We start from the raw sequence: 20,027 nt of genomic DNA on the forward strand, positions 1-20,027 counted from the left end.
AGCTTGAGAGGCCATGGCCCGGCAGCAATCAATGCATCACATTGCGAATGAAGCGCAGCATGTCAGTGCCGGTGTTGCGGTAGGCATAAGCCTGGTCACTGGGATAGACATGAAAATCGCCGGCGCGAATGACGATGTCCTCGCGTTCCAGCGTCAATGTCAACTCTCCCTGGGTGACCACCAGCATCTCGTGCCAGCCGGCATCATCCGGGGCGGAGTCGTAACGCTCGCCGGGGGCCAGAGTCCAGCTCCATAACTCGACTTCCTGTGTGGCCGGCTTGCTGGCCAGCAGTACGGCTCGGCTCTCTGGTGCCTTCCCGACCCAGGCCACCTCATTGATACGTGCCGAATCCTCGCTTTCCGGGGGCTGCACCAGCGCGTAGAAGAGCACCCCGAGCGCCTCGGCGAGCTTGTCGAGCGTGCCGAGGCTGACATTGACGTCACCCTTCTCGATGTTCACCAGCATCCGCCGACTGATCTCGGCCTGATCCGCCAGTGCCTGCTGGCTCAGCTCGGCCGCCAGCCGCAGGCGGCGGACGTTGGCCGCGACGTGAACCAGTACATCAGGTCTCTGATTTTCGTTGTGCAATATAATGCGCATCCGTACAATCTTGCCGACGACGAGGAAGTGGGGGCATAACGCCCGGCCCGCCTCCTCCCTTGCTACCTCATTGTCCACGAATCATGCCGCATGTGTTGCTGACTGACCATGCCCATCACCCACTGGATCACTCAAGGAGACCCCCATGTCCGTTGCTGTCGCAGCCTCCTCTTCTCGTCTGTGGCCCGTCGCCATGCTGCTGGTCGCCATGTGCTCGATCCAGAGCGGTGCTTCGCTGGCCACTTCCCTGTTCCCGATGATCGGTGCCGCTGGCGCGACGGCGATTCGTCTGATCATCGCCTCCGTTCTGCTGCTGGCCATTCTGCGCCCATGGCGCAAGGCAGTGACACGCAAGGCCTGGAAGTCCATCGCGATCTACGGCGTGGCACTCGGCGTGATGAATCTGCTGTTCTACCAGGCCCTCAAGACGGTGCCGCTGGGTATCGCCGTGGCACTGGAATTCACCGGCCCGCTGGCCGTGGCATTGTTGAGCTCACGTCGTTGGCTCGACCTGGGCTGGGTCGCGCTGGCCATCATCGGACTGGTACTGCTGTTGTTGCTGGGCGAGGACACCGCTGCGCCGATCGACCCCGTCGGTGCCGCCTTCGCCCTCGGCGCCGGCGTGTGCTGGGCGCTCTACATCCTGTTCGGCCAGAAGGCCGGGGCAGGCAACGGTACTCAGAGTGCTGCGTTGGGCATCACGATCGCGGCGGTGGTGGTCGCACCCATCGGCGTGATGGAGGCGGGCAGCGCCATGTTCTCACTCGAGATATTGCCGCTGGCCTTGGCCGTCGCCGTGCTCTCGACCGCCCTGCCCTATACGCTCGAGATGATCGCTCTACCGCGCCTGCCCACTCATACCTTCGGCACCCTGATGAGTCTGGAGCCGGCCGTGGCGGCGCTGTCCGGGCTACTGTTCCTCGGCCAGACACTGGGCCTACTTCAATGGCTTGCCATTGGACTGGTGATCACCGCCTCGGTTGGCACGACGCTGACCGGTCGCCGCACGGACGTCTTCGACGCCCCGATACCGGACTGAACAACGTGTGAGTCATGGTCGTTTCTCATGGCCCAGCGTGGTATATCGTTCTTTCCTTCATCACGTCCCATGAAAGCAGGAGGCAGCCGATGACCTTGCAGCGTTCACCGTCCTCACCCCCCACCGCCCTGCGCGCCACCGTGCAGATGGGAATCTGGTTCGGGCTGAGCTTTCTCACTGCCGCCATCGGTGCACTGGCTTCGGTAGATGCCAAGGCCTTCTACGCAAGCCTCACCCAGCCCGCCTGGGCACCTCCGGCAGGCGCCTTCGGACCAGTCTGGACGGCGCTCTTCGTGATGATGGCACTCGCCGCCTGGCGGGTCGCGCGCGACGGTCTGCATGCCAGCAACGGTTTCCGCTCGCGCCATCGTCTGGCGCTCGGACTCTTCGTGGTGCAACTGATCGTCAATGCCCTGTGGAGCTGGCTGTTCTTTGCCTGGCATCTCGGTCAGGCGGCCTTCATCGATGTGCTGGTGCTGTGGACGCTGATCGCCGTCACCCTGTTCACCTTCTGGCGCATCAATCGCTTCGCTGGGCTGTTGATGCTGCCCTATCTGGCATGGGTGACGCTGGCCAGTGCGCTGACCTGGTCCGTCTGGCAAGCCAATCCCGCCTTGCTGGGGAGCTGAGCGCTGCGCACCGTGAGCCTCTCGCCCTGACGAACACACCAGATACGCCAACGCCCGGCCGACACTCTGCAGGAGTCTCGGCCGGGCGTTGGCGTATGAAGCACTGTCTTTTGAATCGTCCTCTTGCTGTCGCGACCCTGCCGCCATGGGCTCTGATGAGTGATCAGAGCTGCTGACGCGCCTTCAAGCGACCTTCCTCCACCACCAGCACGCGATCCGCGACCTTGCGCAGCAGCGCCGCATCATGACTGACCAGCACCAGCGCCGTACCCTGCTCCCGCACCATCTTCACCATGCAGGCGATCACCTCCTGCTGGACCAGCGGGTCGAGGCGTGAGGTCGGCTCATCGGCGAACACGAAGCGCGGCTTGATCAGCATCAGACGCAACAGCGCGAAACGCTGCAGCTCGCCACCCGAGACCTGTCCCGGCAGACGCGAGAGCAATTCCGGCGCCAGGCTCAGTTGCGCCATCAGCTGCGGCAACTGGCTGTCATCGAGACGATGGCGTGCGCTGAGATCCTTCAGCAGGCGGCCCAGTGTCCGGCGTGGCGGGAAGGTCGCCACGGGGTCCTGATAGAGCTTCTGATACTCCAGGCGTTCGGCATACTGAAGCACGCGTCCTGAATGCGGTGCCAACAGGCCGAGCAGCGCATCCCCCAGCGATGACTTGCCGCAACCTGACGCGCCCTGGATGCCGATGATCTCACCGCCCTTCACGCTGAGCTCCACGTCACGCAGGAGCGAGGTGCCCCCGCGCGCGATGGTCAGATTCTCGGCACGGAGGATGGTATCGCCTGCCGCCTTGCCATCACGGCTTGCACTGTCCGCTGCCGGCTTGAAGGCGACCTCCGGCCAGGCCTGCGGCGCGGCATTCACCAGGCGTCTCGTATACGCATGTGTCGGCGCGGCCAGCACGTCACGCGTCGCGCCCTGCTCGATCACCTGACCCTTGCGTACCACCATCAGGCGGCCGCCGATCTGGTGCGCCAGCGCCATGTCATGGGTGATGACCATCAAGCCGGCACGCGGTGTCTCGGCCAGCGACTTGAGCAGCAGCTCGCCGATCTCGCTGACGCGGGCGGCGTCCAGCCCCTTGGTCGGCTCGTCGGCGATCAACAGCGGCGCGCCGCCGGCGCGGGCGGCCACGAAGGCCACACGTTGCGCCATGCCACCGGACAGCTTGCCCGGCAACTGCTCGCTGGCGGCGGCGACACCCAGCTGCTCCAGATCACTGCGCGCGGCCGCATGGGAGGCCTGCGCTGGACGCCCCGCGACCAGACGATATGCCTCACCGACCTGACGAATCACCTTCATCAGCGGGTCCAGCGCCAGCCAGGGCTCCTGGGGCAATACCGCCATACGGCGACCCCAGAGCGGGCGACGATTCTCTGGCGTGTGCAGAGGATATGACTCGCCGTCGAGCCACAGGCTGCCGGAGGCCACAAGCTCCCGGGGCAGCGTGCCCAGCAGAGCCTGAGCCAGCAGGCTCTTGCCGGAGCCTGTCTCGCCGATCACCACCAGCGGCTCTCCCGGCTTGAGCGCAAGCGAGACAGGCGCCAGCAGTGCCGTCTGCACGCCGCGGACCCGCACGCTCACGTCCTCGGCGCTCAGCACCACATCATCCGCCGTTGCCCCACGCCGCGTGTGAGAGGCAGGCGTGGTCATTGTCGCGACATTCATGGGCGCGCTCCTTCGAGGGTGTCAGCGGCGGTTGACGTTCTGGCCTTGCTGCCGGACATCAGCAACAGCCCCAGCAACAGCAGGAAGGTGACCAGCACCGGCGTCAGCAGCGCGAAAGGCGCTTCACGCCAGTACGGCAACAGCTCGACCATCATGGTACCCAGCTCCGGCGTGGGCTCCGGAATGCCGACGTGCACGAAGCCCAGCGCGGCAATCGCCATCAGGGCGTTGGCCATGCCGAAGGCCATCGCCGTCATCATCACGGGGGCCATTTCCGGCCACAGGTGATGACGAAAACGGTACCAGGCCCCGAAGCCCAGCAGACGGCTGGCCTCGACGCCGGGACTCGCCAGCACGCTGCGACCGGTGGCACGTGCCAGGCGGAAGAATTCCACCCACAGCACCAGCGACAGGCCCAGCCACAATGCCAGCGGCGTCGACGGCAGGATGACGCTGACCATCAGCACCAGCAGCAGCCCCGGCAATGCCAGCAGGCTATCTGCCACCAGGCTCAACAGGCGCTCGGCCCAGCCACCGCGTCCCGCGGCCAGCAGGCCCAGCGAGATACCCGAAAACGCCGCCAGAATCACCGCCCCCGCGGCAATGGAGAGCGACAGCCCGAGCGCCGCCACCAGGCGGTGATACAGGGAGCGCCCCAGATGGTCATAGCCCAGCGGGGCGCTGGTGATCACCTCCCCGGCATCAGAGACACCGACGGCGTCCGCGCCCTGCAGCGCACGATAGAGATGCTGTTCCAGCGGGTCCCCCGGTATCACCAGATTGCCCAGCAGAGCCAGCAGCACGAGACTCGCGACAATTGCGGCCCCGATCACCCGACGCAATGGCCAGTCAAGACGTGGACGACGCACGGCACCCATGCGCTGCGGCGCAAGCCCTTCCACCACCTGATTCATTTCACACCTCGTGGGTCCAGTTGGCGACCCAGCAGATCGACCAGCAGATTGATCAAGACAAAGCCGACGCCCAGCACCAGGGCGGTGCCCTGCACCATCGGCACATCGCGCGAGAAGATGGCGTGCACCAGCGCATGGCCGATGCCCGGCCAGCCGAAGATGCTCTCGATCACCACCACCCCTTCCACCAGGGTCACGAACTGCAGTCCCAGATAGGTCACCAGCGGCAAGGCCACATGGCGCAGGCCGTGACGCCAGAAGGTCTGGGCGTTGCTGAGGCCCTTCCAGCGCGCGAAATCATGAAAAACCGTCTGGGTGACGGCGGCCATGGCATCGCGTGCCAGGCGTGCCGATACCGCTGCCAGCCCGAGCGCCAGCGTCATCGCCGGCAGGATGAAGTGCTGCGGCTCACCGTGACCGGCGGCCGGCAGCAGCCCCATCTCCACCGAGATCAGCAGGATCAGCACCAGCGCCAGCAAGAACTGCGGCGTGGCGCGCAGCAGACTGCAGACGGCCAGCAGGCTTCGGTCCAGCCAGCCACCGGCACGCAGACCGGCCAGCAGCCCCAGCGGCGGGCCGATCAACAGCGAGATGCCCAGCGCCGCGCCGGCGAGCGACAGGGAGTTGCCCAGCTGATGACGAATCTCTACCCACACCGATTCCCCGGAAATCAGTGAGGTGCCCAGCTCCAGGCGCAGGATATCGCCCAGCCAGTAGAGGAAGTGCAAGCCGCCCTGTGCCTCGAGGCCCAGTTCGGCGCGTACCGAGGCCGCAGCCGCCGCATCCAGCGCGTCATAACCATAGCGACCGGCCGCGATGCGCCAGGCGGCATCGCCGGGCAGACTCTGCATCATCAGATAGCTGGCGCCGCCGACCATCAGCACCACCATCAATAGCTGCAACAGACGTGAAGGGAGATTCATGGTGCCCACCGCAATTCTGAAAGGCCGAAACTACGCTCCCAGGGATCTACCTGAGCGCGTTGCAGTCGATGAGAGATCGCCAGGTTCTGGTAGTACCAGGCGATGGGGATCACGGGTAATGCCCGCTGGATCACGCCGCTGGCCTGTGCGCGCGGGTCCTCACCTTCGGGCGTGGGACCGTAGCCCTCGCGTGCCATGCGCTCAAGCTCTGCGGTGAAGTCCGCATCGAACCAGCCCATCGCGCCCCAGTCGCCACCGGGGGCTTCAGGCGTTCCCGCGTAATCGCTCAGCACGTTGCCGATGGGGTCCGGCACCATGGCCAGATTGCGCGCGAACAGCGCCATGTCGAGGCTGCCGTCATGATGACCGGCCGGAATTGCCGAGAAGTTGGTGATATCCAGACGTGTCTGGATGCCGATGGCGTGGAACTGACGCTCCAGCACCGTGGCCACCAATGGCAGCTCCGGACGATCCGAAAAGGTGATCAAGCTGATCGCGAGGCGCTGACCATCCTTTTGACGAACGCCATCCTCCGCGACCTTCCAGCCAGCGGCGTCCAGCAATGCACGCGCCTCGGCGACATCCTGATGGAGTTCAGGCAGCGCGGGGTCATGCCAGCCTTCCACCATCGGCGGGAACAGCTGGCTGGCACCACGCGGGTAGCGCAGCACGACCTGCGCGATGGCGGTGCGATCGATCGCCAGACTCAATGCGCGCCGCACATCCGGGTCCTGGAAGGCAGGGTGATTGGCATTGACCTTCAACAGCATCGTGCGCGGCGTCGCGGCCGCCGCCAGGGTCACGCGCGGTGACTTAGAGAGACGCTGACGACTGGCGGGGTCCAGCCCGTAGGTGAAGTCGGCATCTCCGCTCTCGGCGATCAATGCCCTGCCCTCGGCGCGGCTCACCGCCTGATAGCGCGCCTGGCGCACCTCTGGCTGCGGGCCCCAATAGTCCTCGAAGGCGGTGACTTCCAGGCTCAGCGGCGGCGTCATGCGCAGCATGCGATAGGGGCCGGTGCCGATGACCTGCTGAGCGGTGCCTGACTCATCGAAGGACGCCGGTGCCAGAATCTGCTGGCGATAATCGGCCAGATAGGCGGGCAACGCGGCGAAGGGCTCGCTGAGGGCAATCACCAGCGTCTGGTCATCTGCGGCGACGATCCGCTCGATCGGCACTGACTTCAGAAGGCCCGGCTTGGCACGTGCGATCTCGAGTACCTGACGCGCGACTTCGGCATCCAGACGGCTGCCATCATGGAACTGCACGCCGGAGCGCAGCGTGAAGCGCCACTCCAGGCCATCATCTGAGACCTTCCAAACGGTCGCCAACCCCGGCTGTAGCTCTCCCGTGGCATCCACCTCGACCAATGTCTCGACGACCTGCATGCGCTGGAAAAGGATACCGCTGAGCAGCGGGTCCGCTCCCTTGATGTCAAAGGGCGCGACGATCTCCAGACGACGCGACGTCGCCTGCTCATCGCCCGAAGACTGAGCGGATGCCTTGACGGCCTGAGGCATGCCAAGACCGAGCACCATGAGCGTCATTCCCAGCCAGCACGTGATCTGCTCAGCCACGGGCCGGGAATGCCTTGCAGATCGGGAAAGATCAGCCGACACGGAAGCTGTCAGAGAGCGGAAAAGCGACTTGTACCATCGCCGTTCAGCGTCAGGAGGCCTGAGCCTGCTCAGAGGGTGGACCATCGTCATTGCGCATCCTGTCAAAAAGACATGTTCGCTGCCGTCAGACAGCGCGAGAAAAGCGCAATGTTATAGTATAACGAACCAGCGTTGGCAATCCCGAGCGGCATCTGGTACTGGACAGGCATTCACTTGTCAGGCTGTCCTGAAAACCTGAAGATAGTGCGCTTGAATTAGCACTCACTAACTGACTGGATGGTCGGCCTGCAGAAATTGCAACGTGACGGATGCTACTCCCTGACATAACTCTCAAAAGAATCGGAAGGATCATGGATGATCTCAGCATTTCCCCCATCTACGACACACCTGCCAACCGCTACCTGAATGCAGCGGCGCAACGGCTGAGTTGTGGCAACATGCTCGCGACCTACAAGCGTCATGGTTTCCATTGGGATGCAGAGCAATTCGAGGAAAAATGGCAGGACAACAAGAACTTCGCCGTGCGCCTCAATGGCGAATGGATCGGCTTCATCAGCCTCAAGTCGCTGAACGACATGGTGTATCTGCGTGACCTGCAGCTGGTGGCCCAGTGGCAGCGACGCGGTATCGGCTCCACCTGTCTGAGCTGGTTGATCGATTGCCTCAGCAAGCGTCAGCCCCACGACACCCTCCTGCGGCTTCGGGCCTTCTCCGACAGCCCGGCCATCGCCCTGTATGAACGTCATGGATTCGTGAGACTCGAGGAGCCCTTCACCCCGACGCGCGCGGGAGGCATCATCGCCATGCAGCGCAAGGTCAAGACGGGGGCCAGGGCCATGACATCCAGTGAGATGTCTTCGCCCCCTCTTCGCCATGACGCCATGGCAGAAAGCTCGGCAGCGTCTCTGCAATGACAACAAAACCGCCCGATCTCATGACCGGGCGGTTTTGTTTGCTTTCTGGGATGGCGCCCGACACCCCGCTTGGGCATCGGGGCTGGCCATCTCTCAGCGCGCCAGGAAATCCAAGATATAGCGCACGGTTTCTTCGGGCTTCTCGTCAGTGACCCAGTGACCGGCGTCCTTCACCCAGATCAGCTCGGCACCCGGGATGGCATCTGTGAGCATCGGGGCGTAATCCGGCTTCTGGAAGTTGTCCTTGTCGCCCCACAGCACCAGGGTCTTGATCTCGATATTCTTGAGCTCACCGGCAATGGCCTGGGTGTATTCCTTGTTGAGACGACGCATGTTGCGGAAGAAGGCTGCCTTGCCTTGCTCGCTGTTCCACTGGGACACGTAGCGCTCGACCATCTCTTCGGTCGCCACCGCCGGATCATGCACACCACTGGGCATGAAGCCGCGCATGGTGCTGATGAATTCCTCGACGCTGGTGGCTTCCTCGACGCCCGGCTCCAGCAGCTGCTTGAACTCCGGAATCGGCCAAGAATCGAAGCATACGCTGTCGATCAGCACCTGGCGACGAACGCGCTCGGGGTGGTTGACCGCCATCAGCTGACCGATACCCCCACCGATATCATGCGAGACGACATCCGCACTCGCCACACCCAGTGAATCCATCAGCTTGATGAAGATGCGTGTCTGGGCATTGATGGAAACATCAGCATCCACCGGCATGTCCGACTCGCCATAGTTGAGCATGTCCGGGGCGATGACACGGTAATGTCTGGCCAATTCCGGCATCACATCGCGCCACATCAGCTTGTTGGTCGGAATGCCGTGAATCAACAACAGCGGCTGACCTTCCCCCATTTCCTTGTAGGCAATGCGGTGACCTTCGATCATCGCATAACGGGTTTCCAGGGCTTCCATTGTCACGTTGTCGTGGCTCATTGCTGACCTCCTTGCTTGCTCGATTCTCAATCACGGCCTCGGCGATCTCGATTGCCGAACCTTGTGCGCCGTGAACGTGGAGCCACCGTACGTATTTTTGAGCAATCACTCAACCTCTTTTTTGATCAATCACTCAAAATACGTTTCAATAGCCGCAATCTTCAAAGGGAAAGCCCAATGGCCCGTGTCATCAACCGTAGTCTGCTCGATCTTCGCCGCCTGACCATCAATCTGGTGACCTACCCCGAAGGCCACAGCGTGATGCGTCATAACGACCCGATGGGTAGCGGCAGCTACTACAAGCTCAATATCGTGATCAAGAAGCCCCGCCAGGGCGGTGTCTTCGAGACCGATGGCAGCCTATTTCGCCTCACGGACCGCGTGGTGTTCTTCCGCCCCGACCTTCACGAACACAGCGTCAGCCGCATCGAGCGCGGCAAACGTGTGCTGTTGAGCATCGCCTTGCACGCGCCCTGGCGCTGATCCGCAGTGAGCCTGCGATCGAGAGTCGTGAAGTGAAAGCGGATAGTGAAACAGATAGCGGGTAACGGCTGGCGACAGAAAAACGCCAGTCAGCAATCGCTGACTGGCGTTTTTTCCCACCTGAATCCAGGCCAATAACTACGTGCTCAACAATGAGCTACCTCGGCTATTTCATCCGGTCCAGCCCGACGCGATAGCGGGCAAAGCCCATCTCGTCCTGATCCACCAGCGTCATCGGATAGACCGCCTGGGCATCGATGAACTGCTGCGCATCCTCGCCGGGGGCGGTGGTGAAGCGAATGTCCAGCGGGGTGTCCGTGTCGATCGCGGCCAGCCGCCAGTTGTGATCCGCCGCCGGGTCCACCGCGCCCTGCTGCTGCGTCTGGCGCGAGATGTACTGGGCCAGAATGCTGCGATTTTCATCCGGTGACGCGAAAGCGACATGCGACTCTCCGGTGCCGGGGAAGTCCTCGCCGTAGGCGCGATAGTTGTTGGTCGCGAGCAGGAAGACATCGTCGTCCTTGACCGGCTCGCCCTGGTAAGTGAGGCCCTGGATACGGTGGGCATCGGCGTCGATCAGCGCGCAATTGCCGTCATAACGCGCCGGCTGCGTGACATCCACCTGATACTCGACGCCGTCGATCACATCGAAGTTGTAGCTGCGGAAACCTTCCCAGTTGATCAGGGGCTGGGGCGTGGCGAGATTCGGGTCAATGCGATGGAACTGCCCGGCACTGCACTCGAGCCATTCCCGCACTTCCTTGCCGGTGACCTTGAGCGCCACCAGCGTATTCGGATAGAGATAGAGGTCGGCGGCATTGCGGAAGCTCAGCTCGCCGGCCTCCATCTCGGTGAACTGGGTCGGGTCATTGTGACGGCCACCGACCTTGAACGGCGCGGCCGCCGAGAGAATCGGCAAGCCTTCCAGATCCGGGTCGCCTTCGACGAAGCGTTTGACGTAATCAGCCTGGGCACGATTGACGATCTGGATCGTCGGGTCGTCCTGCACCAGCGCCAGATAGCTCTTCATCGCCGCACTGGCGCGGCCGATGCTGCGATTGACGTACTCGCGCGTGGCGTCGTGCTCATGCTCGACCAACGCTGCCAGTTCGGCATCTTCCGCCACCTGTGCCTCGCCCCCTACCTGAATCGGGCGCGCCTCTGTCTGGCCGCTCACTACCCGCCACTGGCCCGAGGCATTGCTCAGTTCGAGATCCATCACGCCGACATGGCTGCCCCAGTGCCCCGGCATCATCGCCGGCACCCCATTGAGGGTGCCCCTGGCGATATCGGCCCCCGGCACCTCGGCGAATTCCTCGCTGGGGAAGACGGCATGGGCATGTCCGAAGGCGATGCCATCGATGCCCTCGACCTGCGAGAGGTAATACACCGAATTCTCGGCCATCACCCGGTAAGGGTCGGTCGAGATGCCGGAGTGCGGGATGGCGATCACCACATCCGCGCCCGCCCGGCGCATCTCGGGCACCCAGCGCCTGGCGCTTTCGGTGATGTCCTCTGCCGTCAGACGGCCCTGGAGGTGCTTGCGGTCCCAGGTCATCACCTGCGGCGGCGCGAAGCCGATATAGCCGATCTTCAAGGTCTGAGCGTTGCCTTCACTGTCGGTGAAGACATGAGCGGTGATCTGGTAGGGCGTGAAGTACGGCTCGCCGGTCGTGGCGTCCAGCAGGTTGGCATTCACATAAGGGAACTGCGCGCCGGAAAGCGCCCGTTCGAGATACTCGAGCCCGTAATTGAACTCATGATTGCCGATGTTGCCGACATCGTAATCCAGCTGATTCATGACCTTGTAGGCCGGGAAGACATCGCCCTCCTTGAGCCCCTCCGCCGCCATGTAATCGCCCATCGGGCTGCCCTGAATGAGGTCTCCGTTGTCCAGCAGCACGCTGTTGGCCACCTCGGCACGCGCCTGCTGGATCAGACTCGCCGCGCGCACCAGGCCGATGCGCACACTGGGACGGTCCTTGTAATAGTCGTAATCCATCACGTTGGCGTGGATGTCGGTGGTCTCGATCACGCGCAGTGACAGCGTCGCGGCATTGGCTGGCTGAGCGATCATCACGATACCCCCAATGCTGGCCAGACCGAGGATGGCTGCCCGCAGGCGACGCATTGCACGCGGACGCCGGGTGTTCCCCGCAGCCTCTCTGGTACCAGAGGCCGGCTGACCTTTCCTTCCGGATGATGCATTCGCCATCTCTCACTTCCTTGTCATGGGGTGATGTTCCTGTGGCCCTTCAGGGCAACGCTCCATTATTCAGATGCCGACGCCTCAGGCAACTGGCGGTCCCTGCCCGCCAACCAGCCGATTCCCGCCATCAGCACACTGAGGGAGGCACACACCATCAATGCCAGCTGCCAGTCACCCTGCCGATCGTAGAGCGCCCCGATCAACGGCGGCCCCATGGCCGCGAGCAGGTAGCCCAGGGTCTGCGCCATGCTCGACAGCGACGCCGATTGCATGGCATCGCGCGCTCTGAGTCCCATGAACGACAGGGCGAGAATGAAGCTGGCCCCGGAGCCCGCGCCCAGCAACAGCACCCACACCAGCGCCCACCCCGGCATCAGCCACAGCCCGATGAACCCTGCCAGCGACATGCAAGGCGTCGCGAAGGCGATCAGGCGTTGATCCTTCAGGCGCGGCATCAGGGGCACCAGAATCAATCCCGGCAAGGCCGAAGCCAGCTGCAGCAGGCCGTGCAGCGAGCCCGCCTTTTCCGGCGAGAAGCCATTGTCCGCCAGCATGCTCGGCAGCCAGCTGTTGACGGTATAGAACAGCAGCGAATTGATCCCCATGAAAAGCGTCACCTGCCAGGCCAGTGGCGAGTGCCACACGGCTGCCTGACGCACCGGCCGCGCGGCACCCTTCTCGGCTACCTTCTCGGCTTCCTTCGCCGCCGTCGGTAGGGAGCGATGCGACAACTGTGGCCACCACACCACCATCGTCACCACTGGCAGGATGACCACGATGAGCATCGCGAACTGCCAGCCATCCGCACTATCCTGCGCCAGCGGCACCATCACCGCCGAGGCGATGGCGGCCATGATGCCCATGGTCAGCACATAGCAGGAGGTCAGCAGCGCGATGTGTCGGGGAAAGCTGCGTTTGACCAGACTGGGCAACAGCACATTGCCCACCGCGATGCCCGCCCCGATCAAGGCGATCCCCACATAGAGCGCCAGCGTGTTGCCCTGCACCCGCAGCACGATGCCGGCGGCGATCGCCAGCAAGGCAAGGAAGACACTGCGCTCAAGCCCCACATGCCGTGCGAGACGGGGTACCCAGGGGGACACCACGACGAACGCCAACAGCGGCAGAATCATCAGCAACCCTGCCGCCGTGGCATTGAAGCCCAGCGCCGCCTGCAGACGCTCAAGCAACGGCGCGATACTGGTAAAGGGCGCACGCAGATTCATGGCAATCATCAGGATGCCGGCGATCAACACGGCAGGATGGCTCAATCGCCGAACAGGAGAAGAGTGGCAGAGTTCAGTCATGAGACGCTCGCAGCGAACTTGGAACGGACAGATAGCGGGACGACACATCAGAGGTGAATTCCCGCGCAGATTAACGATAGCGTAATCGCCAATATCGCTGCAGAATTGAGCCATCATGACATCAGATACCTGAAATCAGACAATCTGCGAGCCGACATGTCAGCCACCTCCTCAAGGACCTCCGCGACGCCGATTTCCCTTGCCACGCGAGACGCAACCTCATCGTCGGGAGTCGCCAGCGGTCACTCCTCCGTGCCCTTCTCCAGCAGCGTCTGCGAACATGACCCGGACATCTACGAGATTCCGGCCAGCGCCCTGCATGTGGATACCGGACAACAGGTGATGGAAGTCCCGATCCATCAGCATCGCAAGGGACAGCTGGTCATCGCCCTGCATGGCGTCGTGACCAGCCGCGTGCCGGAAGGGCTGTGGATGGTGCCGCCGCACAGCGGCGTCTGGATTCCCGGCAACCTGCCCCACAGCAACCACCTGACCCGTGGCGGCCGCGTGTGCCACCTGTTCATCGAGCCCGGAGCGCTCGAGATGCCGAGTCACAGCTGTACGCTGTCGATCTCGCCCCTGCTGCGTGAGCTGGTGCTGCGTCTGGCGGAGCTGCCCCAGCCATATCCTGAACAGGGGCCGACAGCGCGGCTGGTCGATGTCCTGCTGGAAGAACTGGCCTGCATGCCCAGCGAACGTCTGCATCTGCCCTTGCCTGAAGACCCGCGGCTGACCCGCATCAGCGATGCCTTGATCAAGACACCGGATGATCGGCGCACCCTGGCCGAGTGGGCGAGCGAACTGGCGATGAGCGAACGCACCCTCGCCCGCCTGATCCAGCGCGACACCGGCCTGAGCTTCAGCCGCTGGCGCCAGCAACTCCACCTGGTGGTGGCGATCCGCCTGCTGGCCGAGGGCATGAGCGTGCAGCGCGTCTCGGAAGACGTCGGTTATCAGTCCGTCAACGCCTTCATCAGCATGTTCAAGAAGCTGCTCGGCACCACGCCTGCCCGCTACCTGCAGGAGCGCGAGCAACGCCGCTCGGGCAGTGAGCGGCCTCAAGAAGTGACTTGAGGGTCAGATTCATCCTCACGTTACCCCAGTTCAGATATCCTCCGCTGTTCCTCATTTTCCCTTTTCCTTTTTACCGACGAGACATTGCATGAACCGCATCAACCCCGAAAAGCTGTTGCAGAGCAAATGGACCGCCGTGACCCCCAGGAATCGTGAGCGACATTTCATCGTCACGCGCGTGATTCGTGATGATCAGGATGAGCATGTGGTCGAGGTCGTGTTGCAGGCGGTGCTGACACATCGCGATCACGTGCTGGGCTGGCATGAGCTGAAGCAGGACGATGTCTGGCAGATGGGCTGGAAATGATTTCCTGAAATGAGCATCGCTGAACGCACAAACGCCGCTCATGAGCGGCGTTTGTGCGTGAACCTGCACGAAATTGAGCGAAAGACTGTGCATGGCCGAAGTCGCGCCTCAGACGATGACTTCCCCTTCCAGCTGATCACACAGTGTCGCCATGCGCTGCACGGCTTCCAGCAGGGTGTCATCCGGCACGGTGAGGGCAACACGTATCAGTGGCCTTCCGCAGTCGCCGAAGACACTGCCGGGCATTACCGCGACCTGCTGCCGTTCCAGCAGCCGCCAGGCGAACTGCTCACCGTCCAGGCCGGTGCGTGAGACATCGACCATCAGGAACATGCCGCCCTGGGGCAGGCTGGAGGACAGCAGCGGGATGGCCGCCAGCGCCTCATGGACCAGGCGCGCGCGGCGCCCGAGTGCCTCGCGCAGTCGCTCGGTGGTATCGAAATCCCTGCGCAGCGCGGCCTCGGTCATATCGGCGATGAAGGGCTGATTGCCGAACAGCATGGTCTCGGAGACAGGCAACAGCCGGCGGCAGAATTCCGCTGAGCCGATGGCCCAGCCACTGCGAAAGCCGGTGGCAGCATGGCTCTTGGAGATGGAGGACACCACCACGGTGCGCTCACGCAGTGCCTCGATCTCCAGCGGCGAGACGAATTCGCCCGCGAAGATCAGCGCTTCATAGACCTCATCACAGACGATCCACAGGTCATGCTCGCGACACAGCTCACCGATGCGCTCGAGCGTCGCACGGTCCATGACCGCCCCGGTCGGATTGTGCGGCGTATTGAGCAGCAATACGCGACTCTGCGGCGTGATGGCCGCGGCCAGATCTTCCGGCTGCAATACGAAGCCATGCTCCATGCGCAGCGGTACCGGCTGCAGGTCACCGCCGGCACCCCGGATCACGCCTTCATAGGTGGCGTAATAGGGGTCGCCGGTCAGTACGCCGCATCCCTCTTCCACCAGCGCCAGCATCACCGCAAACAGCGCCGTCTGAGTGCCGGGGAAACACAGCACGTTGTCTGCGCTGATCTCGGGCATGCGCGCTGCGTAGCGCTCGGCCAATGCCGCGACCAGCCCCGGTTCACCACGGCCATCGGAGTAGCGGGTACGCCCGGCGCGCAGCGCCTCGACACAGCGCTCGACCAGAGCCGGGTGCGTGGCGATGTCGGGTTCCCCGATGGTCAGCTCGATGATCGGTTCTCCCGCCAGAATTCGCTGACGAGCGGCACTGTGGACGGCCCATTTGTCACCGCCCAGTTCGCTCAATCGTTCGGTGATGGTGGCGTAGCGCATGCTCAACTCCTGTGAGGTGGGGATGTTGTTGTCATCTCGACATGCTCAAGCAAGGTGCCGTGGGGCAGCCGCAGGATGCCCTCTGCCGCCCGTATCGCGATCGCGGGCAGGCGCTCGACCGGATAGAGGCCATGTTCCAGCCCACCTTCCAGCCACAGACCATCGATCAAGCCATTGAGGGCGATCGCCTGTTCCTCACAGATGGCGTCATCAGCGGGCTGATCATTGGCGCTCAGAACGGGTTGGATCAGTAACCGCAGCAGATCGAGAAACTCGCGATAGGTTTCCTGATGGACCGCCGAGTAGGTGGCATCGTGACGTACCCGACCGATGAAGGTCGCCCACAGGGAGACCTTGTGGGCGGCCAGATTGGGCTGGGTGAGGCTTGCCGCGATGAAGCGTGCCAGACGACACGCCGAGGATTCATCACTGGCCGGGCTGGCATCGGCGATATCGGAGGTCAGCTGGCCCATCATGTAGGCATAGGCGGCCCGCACCATGTCGTCCTTGGTACCGAAATGGTGGCGAATCAGCCCGGGGGAGACACCGGCTGCCTCCGCCACGCGGCGCACGCTGGCGCCGGCCAGACCATGCTGCGCGACACAGTTCAGCGTGGCTTCCAGCAGGTCGCGCCGACGCTGATCCTGGGAAAGGCGCTGGAACACCTTGCGACTCATCTGGGCCCCTCTCCTTCACTCAACGCCGGGATTGCCGCACTTGCCTCACTCTCACGTGACAGCGGCCACGCATCGAGGGAAGGCTTATCGACGATAGTCACTGCCAAGGCTCTCCAGCAGACGCAGGTGGGAATCCCATTCCAGTGCCAGATCGCCATCCTCATGGATGGCCATGTCGTACTGGCCGACCACATGCGCACAGATCTCGGGCGAGAGACGGCGCACCGGCTGGCCCATGGACAGGGTCGCGACCTGAATCTCGCAGCTGCGCTCGAGGTAGAACATGTTGTTGAACATCTCGGCGGCAGAGGCACCCGTGGTCAGCAGGCCATGATTGCGCAGGATCAGCGCCGGATTGTCGCCAAGGCTTGCCACGATGCGTTCGCGCTCATCCAGATCCAGCGCGATGCCTTCGTAGTCGTGGTAGGAGACGCGACCATGGAACTGCAGGGCGATCTGATTCAGCGGCAGCAGTCCTTCTTCCAGGCTCGATACCGCCACGCCGGCGCGCGTATGGGTATGCATGATCCAGCTGGCAGAGTGGCTTGCCGCATGAATCGCCGAGTGAATGGTGAAGCCGGCTGGATTGACCCGAGCGGCGCTGTCATCGACCTTCTCGCCGTTGACGTCGATCTTGACCAGCGAGGATGCGGTGATCTCCTCCCAGCGCCAACCATAGGGATTGATCAGGAAGTGCCCTTCCTCACCCGGCACTCGCGCCGTGATGTGGGTATAGATCAGGTCGGTCATGCGGTGGTGCGCCGCCAACCGATAGCAGGCTGCCAGATCAAGGCGTGCCTGCCATTCCGCGTCACTCATGGTTGATGTCTGCATGTCGCTGTCTCCTGTGATCAAGATGTCGCTGCCTGGGGTCGAGAAAGGCTCGGCTGAGCCCTGAAAAGCCTTGACGCCTCCACCTTCCGGTTCTCAATAGCCGAGGGCCACAATAGCCAAGGTCCTCAATAGACCAGGGCCTCAATAGCCGCGCTGGCGATCCACGCCCAACGTGAGCGGCAGGCCATCGCGCAACTCGCGCGCCGTGGCCACCACCTGCTCGGCCACCACCTCGGGGAGCGAGTCACTGGCGACATGCGGCGTGATGCGCAGGCGCGCGTCCTGCCACCAGCGATGATTGGGCGCCAACGGCTCCTCACGGAAGACGTCCAGCGTCGCGCCCGCCAGCTGACCGGACGCCAGTGCCGCATCGAGATCGGCTTCCACCAGGTGCTCGCCGCGGCCGATCTGTACAAGCCATGCCCCCGGCCGCAGCTGGGCGAACAGGGTCGCATTCAGCACATTCTCGGTGACCGGAGTCAGCGGCAGGATGTTGATCAGGTAATCCGCCCCCTGAGCCGCGGCCATCACCGCATTGTCGCCCGTCAGATAGCGCACGCCTTGCACTGGTGCGACGGGTTCGCTGCGACAGGCGACCGTCACCGTGAATCCCAGTGCCGACAGCGAAGTGACCACCGCGCGCCCCATGCTGCCGTGGCCCAGCACCGCCACCTGCGCCTTCTCGGGCGCGCGCATCGGCAAGGGCTGCCACTCACGGCGCATGGCATTGTCTGCCATGACGGCAAACTCGCGCTCTTGATGCAGCACTTCATGCGCGGCAAACCCGGCCATCAGAAATGCCTGATGCGGATCTCGTACCCGTGCCACCTGAACCTCATCTGACAGCCACGGATGACTAAGCAGAGCATCCACCCCCGCCGCGATCGACATGGCAAGCATGAGATTGGGGTACGGCGCGAAGGCGTCTTCTCCCGGCTGCCAGCAGATGGCGAACGCGACCTCCGTGGGGTCTTCGATCTCATGCGGGTTCTGCAGCACGACATCCTCGCCCAGCTGGCGCAGCGCCTCACCGTAGAGGCTGTCCAGGTCCAGGGATTCACTCAGGTAGACACCCAGAATCGGGGCTTGGCTTGGCATTGGCTCTCCTTGTGTCACGACTGGCAGCGAATGGGTTGCGGTGGATTTTCCGTCACTATTGCACACTCGTATAATTACTGCCAGCCGTCCTGTACTCCCCCGAGCCTTCATCGCCCTGCTGGCGCAGCGCCGCCTTGAGCCACAAGGAGAGGCGCAAACGCCTCTCCACTCTCCTCCCTCAAATCGAGGCTTCGCGCCGCCAGGGGGATTGAGCAAAGGGGATTGAGCAAACAAGAACGCCCGCGATCATCGAGCAAGGGCTCATGAACGCGGGCGTCAGTCATCGATGTCCTTTCACGGACTTCAGTCCTGCTGATTCTCCAGCAATGACTTCAGACCATGCGGCTGGCAACGCAGATACTGGGGCGAGACCTTGACGGTATCTCCCAGCGCGGCGGCCGCATGCCAGGGCCAGCGCGGGTCATAGAGAATGCCGCGCGCCAGGGCGATGGCATCGGCACGCTCTGTCACCAGCAGGTCTTCCGCCTGCTGTGGCTCGGTGATCAAGCCGACCGCGATGACGGGCATGACCACCTGAGCCTTCAGGGCCTCGGCGTGCGGGACTTGATAGTTGGGCTCCACCGGAATCTGCTGCTGCTCGCTGAGCCCGCCGCTTGAGACATGCAGATAGTGGCAGCCACGGCGGTCAAGCGCCTTGGCGAGTTCGATGCTCTGTGCGAGATCCCAGCCGCCCTCGACCCAGTCCGTCGCGCTGATCCGGATGCCCAGCATGACCTCGTCAGGAATCGCGGCGCGAACGGCGTCGAACACCTCAAGCGTCAGCCGCATGCGATTCTCCAGTGAACCGCCATAGTCGTCCTCCCGCTGATTGCTCAACGGTGACAGGAATTGATGCAGCAGATAACCATGCGCCGCGTGCAGCTCGATCCCGTCGAGACCGATCTCGACGGCACGCCGGGCCGCTTCCACGAAGGCGTCGATGGTCTGGGCGATCTGCTCGGCGCTCATCGCCTCGGGAAGCGGCCCCCCTTCACTGAAGGGAATCGCGCTGGGTGCCAGAGTCTGCCAGCCGTTGGGTTGTCCCGGAGCAATGGCAGTTCCGCCCTCCCAGGGCTTCTCGCATGAGGCCTTGCGGCCCGCGTGACCGATCTGCACGGCCAACGGCATCGGCGAATAACGACGGATACGCTCGATGACACCTTGCATCGCGTCACGCGTTGCCTCGTCAAAGAGCCCCACATCGCCATGGGTGATACGCCCTTCGGGGGAGACGGCACTGGCCTCGAAGATCAGCAGGCCGGCACCTGACTGGGCCAGGTTGCCGAGATGCTGGTCATGCCAGGCTTGCATCCGGCCATCCTGGGCGGAGTACTGGCACATCGGTGCAATGATGATGCGATTGTCCAGCGTGAGCGGGCCGAGCTTCAGCGGGGAAAACAGTGTGGACATGGATATCCTCCAGACACGTGCAGGAATAGGTTGGGCAAGGCTCATGAGCGGACATGACAGGGGGAACGGGTTCCATCTC

General features: G+C 63.2%; 19 protein-coding genes. 6 read left to right on the forward strand and 13 right to left on the reverse strand.

Annotation, left to right across the window (positions count from 1 at the left end):
* Window positions 1-28 precede the first annotated feature (28 nt).
* The gene (locus tag QD172_RS08780) at window positions 29-601 is read right to left on the reverse strand and encodes an XRE family transcriptional regulator (protein WP_077376906.1); all 573 of its coding nucleotides are present in this window, start codon (window positions 599-601) and stop codon (window positions 29-31) included.
* Between the two features lie 145 nt (window positions 602-746).
* Between QD172_RS08780 and rhtA the strand changes: the two genes are divergently transcribed.
* Window positions 747-1,640 (forward strand): threonine/homoserine exporter RhtA, encoded by an 894-nt coding sequence (gene rhtA, locus QD172_RS08785; protein WP_279855509.1) that lies wholly within the window; start codon window positions 747-749, stop codon window positions 1,638-1,640.
* 89 nt (window positions 1,641-1,729) lie between these two features.
* Window positions 1,730-2,269, forward strand: coding sequence for a TspO/MBR family protein (locus QD172_RS08790; RefSeq protein WP_254696469.1), 540 nt, complete (start codon window positions 1,730-1,732; stop codon window positions 2,267-2,269).
* Window positions 2,270-2,432: 163 nt separating this feature from the next.
* Here QD172_RS08790 and QD172_RS08795 read toward each other — a convergent pair whose 3' ends face one another.
* From QD172_RS08795 to QD172_RS08810, 4 genes are read right to left on the reverse strand one after another with little or no spacing between them, the layout of a single operon-like run.
* Entirely contained in the window at window positions 2,433-3,950 is a 1,518-nt protein-coding gene (locus tag QD172_RS08795) for an ATP-binding cassette domain-containing protein (RefSeq protein WP_279855511.1), read from the reverse strand.
* The gene (locus tag QD172_RS08800) at window positions 3,947-4,864 is read right to left on the reverse strand and encodes an ABC transporter permease subunit (RefSeq protein ID WP_279855512.1); all 918 of its coding nucleotides are present in this window, start codon (window positions 4,862-4,864) and stop codon (window positions 3,947-3,949) included. Before QD172_RS08800 ends, QD172_RS08795 begins: the two co-directional genes overlap by 4 nt.
* Entirely contained in the window at window positions 4,861-5,787 is a 927-nt protein-coding gene (locus QD172_RS08805; RefSeq protein WP_279855513.1) for an ABC transporter permease, read from the reverse strand. Before QD172_RS08805 ends, QD172_RS08800 begins: the two co-directional genes overlap by 4 nt.
* Window positions 5,784-7,364, reverse strand: coding sequence for an ABC transporter substrate-binding protein (locus QD172_RS08810; RefSeq protein WP_279855514.1), 1,581 nt, complete (start codon window positions 7,362-7,364; stop codon window positions 5,784-5,786). Before QD172_RS08810 ends, QD172_RS08805 begins: the two co-directional genes overlap by 4 nt.
* A gap of 392 nt (window positions 7,365-7,756) precedes the next feature.
* Between QD172_RS08810 and QD172_RS08815 the strand changes: the two genes are divergently transcribed.
* Window positions 7,757-8,320, forward strand: a complete 564-nt coding sequence (locus QD172_RS08815; protein ID WP_279855515.1) for a GNAT family N-acetyltransferase — start codon at window positions 7,757-7,759, stop codon at window positions 8,318-8,320.
* A 93-nt stretch (window positions 8,321-8,413) separates the two neighbouring features.
* On the opposite strand, the gene QD172_RS08820 is transcribed toward QD172_RS08815, so the two are convergent.
* On the reverse strand, window positions 8,414-9,256 hold the full coding sequence (locus QD172_RS08820) for an alpha/beta hydrolase (protein ID WP_279855516.1): 843 nt from the start codon (window positions 9,254-9,256) through the stop codon (window positions 8,414-8,416).
* A 177-nt stretch (window positions 9,257-9,433) separates the two neighbouring features.
* Between QD172_RS08820 and QD172_RS08825 the strand changes: the two genes are divergently transcribed.
* Entirely contained in the window at window positions 9,434-9,739 is a 306-nt protein-coding gene (locus tag QD172_RS08825; RefSeq protein ID WP_279855517.1) for a hypothetical protein, read from the forward strand.
* Window positions 9,740-9,905: 166 nt separating this feature from the next.
* Here QD172_RS08825 and QD172_RS08830 read toward each other — a convergent pair whose 3' ends face one another.
* Window positions 9,906-11,954, reverse strand: coding sequence for a bifunctional 2',3'-cyclic-nucleotide 2'-phosphodiesterase/3'-nucleotidase (locus tag QD172_RS08830; RefSeq protein WP_279855518.1), 2,049 nt, complete (start codon window positions 11,952-11,954; stop codon window positions 9,906-9,908).
* Window positions 11,955-12,010: 56 nt separating this feature from the next.
* On the reverse strand, window positions 12,011-13,255 hold the full coding sequence (locus tag QD172_RS08835; RefSeq protein ID WP_077376950.1) for an MFS transporter: 1,245 nt from the start codon (window positions 13,253-13,255) through the stop codon (window positions 12,011-12,013).
* Between the two features lie 156 nt (window positions 13,256-13,411).
* Here QD172_RS08835 and QD172_RS08840 point away from each other — a divergent pair, with 156 nt between their 5' ends.
* The gene (locus tag QD172_RS08840) at window positions 13,412-14,329 is read left to right on the forward strand and encodes a helix-turn-helix transcriptional regulator (RefSeq protein WP_176503712.1); all 918 of its coding nucleotides are present in this window, start codon (window positions 13,412-13,414) and stop codon (window positions 14,327-14,329) included.
* Window positions 14,330-14,417: 88 nt separating this feature from the next.
* On the forward strand, window positions 14,418-14,636 hold the full coding sequence (locus QD172_RS08845; protein WP_279855519.1) for a TIGR02450 family Trp-rich protein: 219 nt from the start codon (window positions 14,418-14,420) through the stop codon (window positions 14,634-14,636).
* 108 nt (window positions 14,637-14,744) lie between these two features.
* On the opposite strand, the gene QD172_RS08850 is transcribed toward QD172_RS08845, so the two are convergent.
* The 5 genes from QD172_RS08850 to QD172_RS08870 form a co-directional block, all read right to left on the reverse strand.
* On the reverse strand, window positions 14,745-15,929 hold the full coding sequence (locus QD172_RS08850; RefSeq protein WP_279855520.1) for a pyridoxal phosphate-dependent aminotransferase: 1,185 nt from the start codon (window positions 15,927-15,929) through the stop codon (window positions 14,745-14,747).
* 2 nt (window positions 15,930-15,931) lie between these two features.
* Complete coding sequence (locus QD172_RS08855; protein ID WP_279855521.1) at window positions 15,932-16,606, reverse strand: TetR family transcriptional regulator C-terminal domain-containing protein; 675 nt, start codon at window positions 16,604-16,606, stop codon at window positions 15,932-15,934.
* 84 nt (window positions 16,607-16,690) lie between these two features.
* A complete protein-coding gene (locus QD172_RS08860) occupies window positions 16,691-17,440 on the reverse strand; it encodes a class II aldolase/adducin family protein (RefSeq protein WP_279855522.1) in 750 nt (249 codons plus the stop codon).
* Window positions 17,441-17,581: 141 nt separating this feature from the next.
* Window positions 17,582-18,538 (reverse strand): NAD(P)-dependent oxidoreductase, encoded by a 957-nt coding sequence (locus tag QD172_RS08865; protein WP_279855523.1) that lies wholly within the window; start codon window positions 18,536-18,538, stop codon window positions 17,582-17,584.
* A 303-nt stretch (window positions 18,539-18,841) separates the two neighbouring features.
* Complete coding sequence (locus QD172_RS08870) at window positions 18,842-19,948, reverse strand: NADH:flavin oxidoreductase/NADH oxidase (protein ID WP_279855524.1); 1,107 nt, start codon at window positions 19,946-19,948, stop codon at window positions 18,842-18,844.
* Window positions 19,949-20,027: the final 79 nt, after the last annotated feature.

The organism is Cobetia sp. 10Alg 146, from assembly GCF_029846385.1.
GTDB lineage: Bacteria > Pseudomonadota > Gammaproteobacteria > Pseudomonadales > Halomonadaceae > Cobetia > Cobetia marina.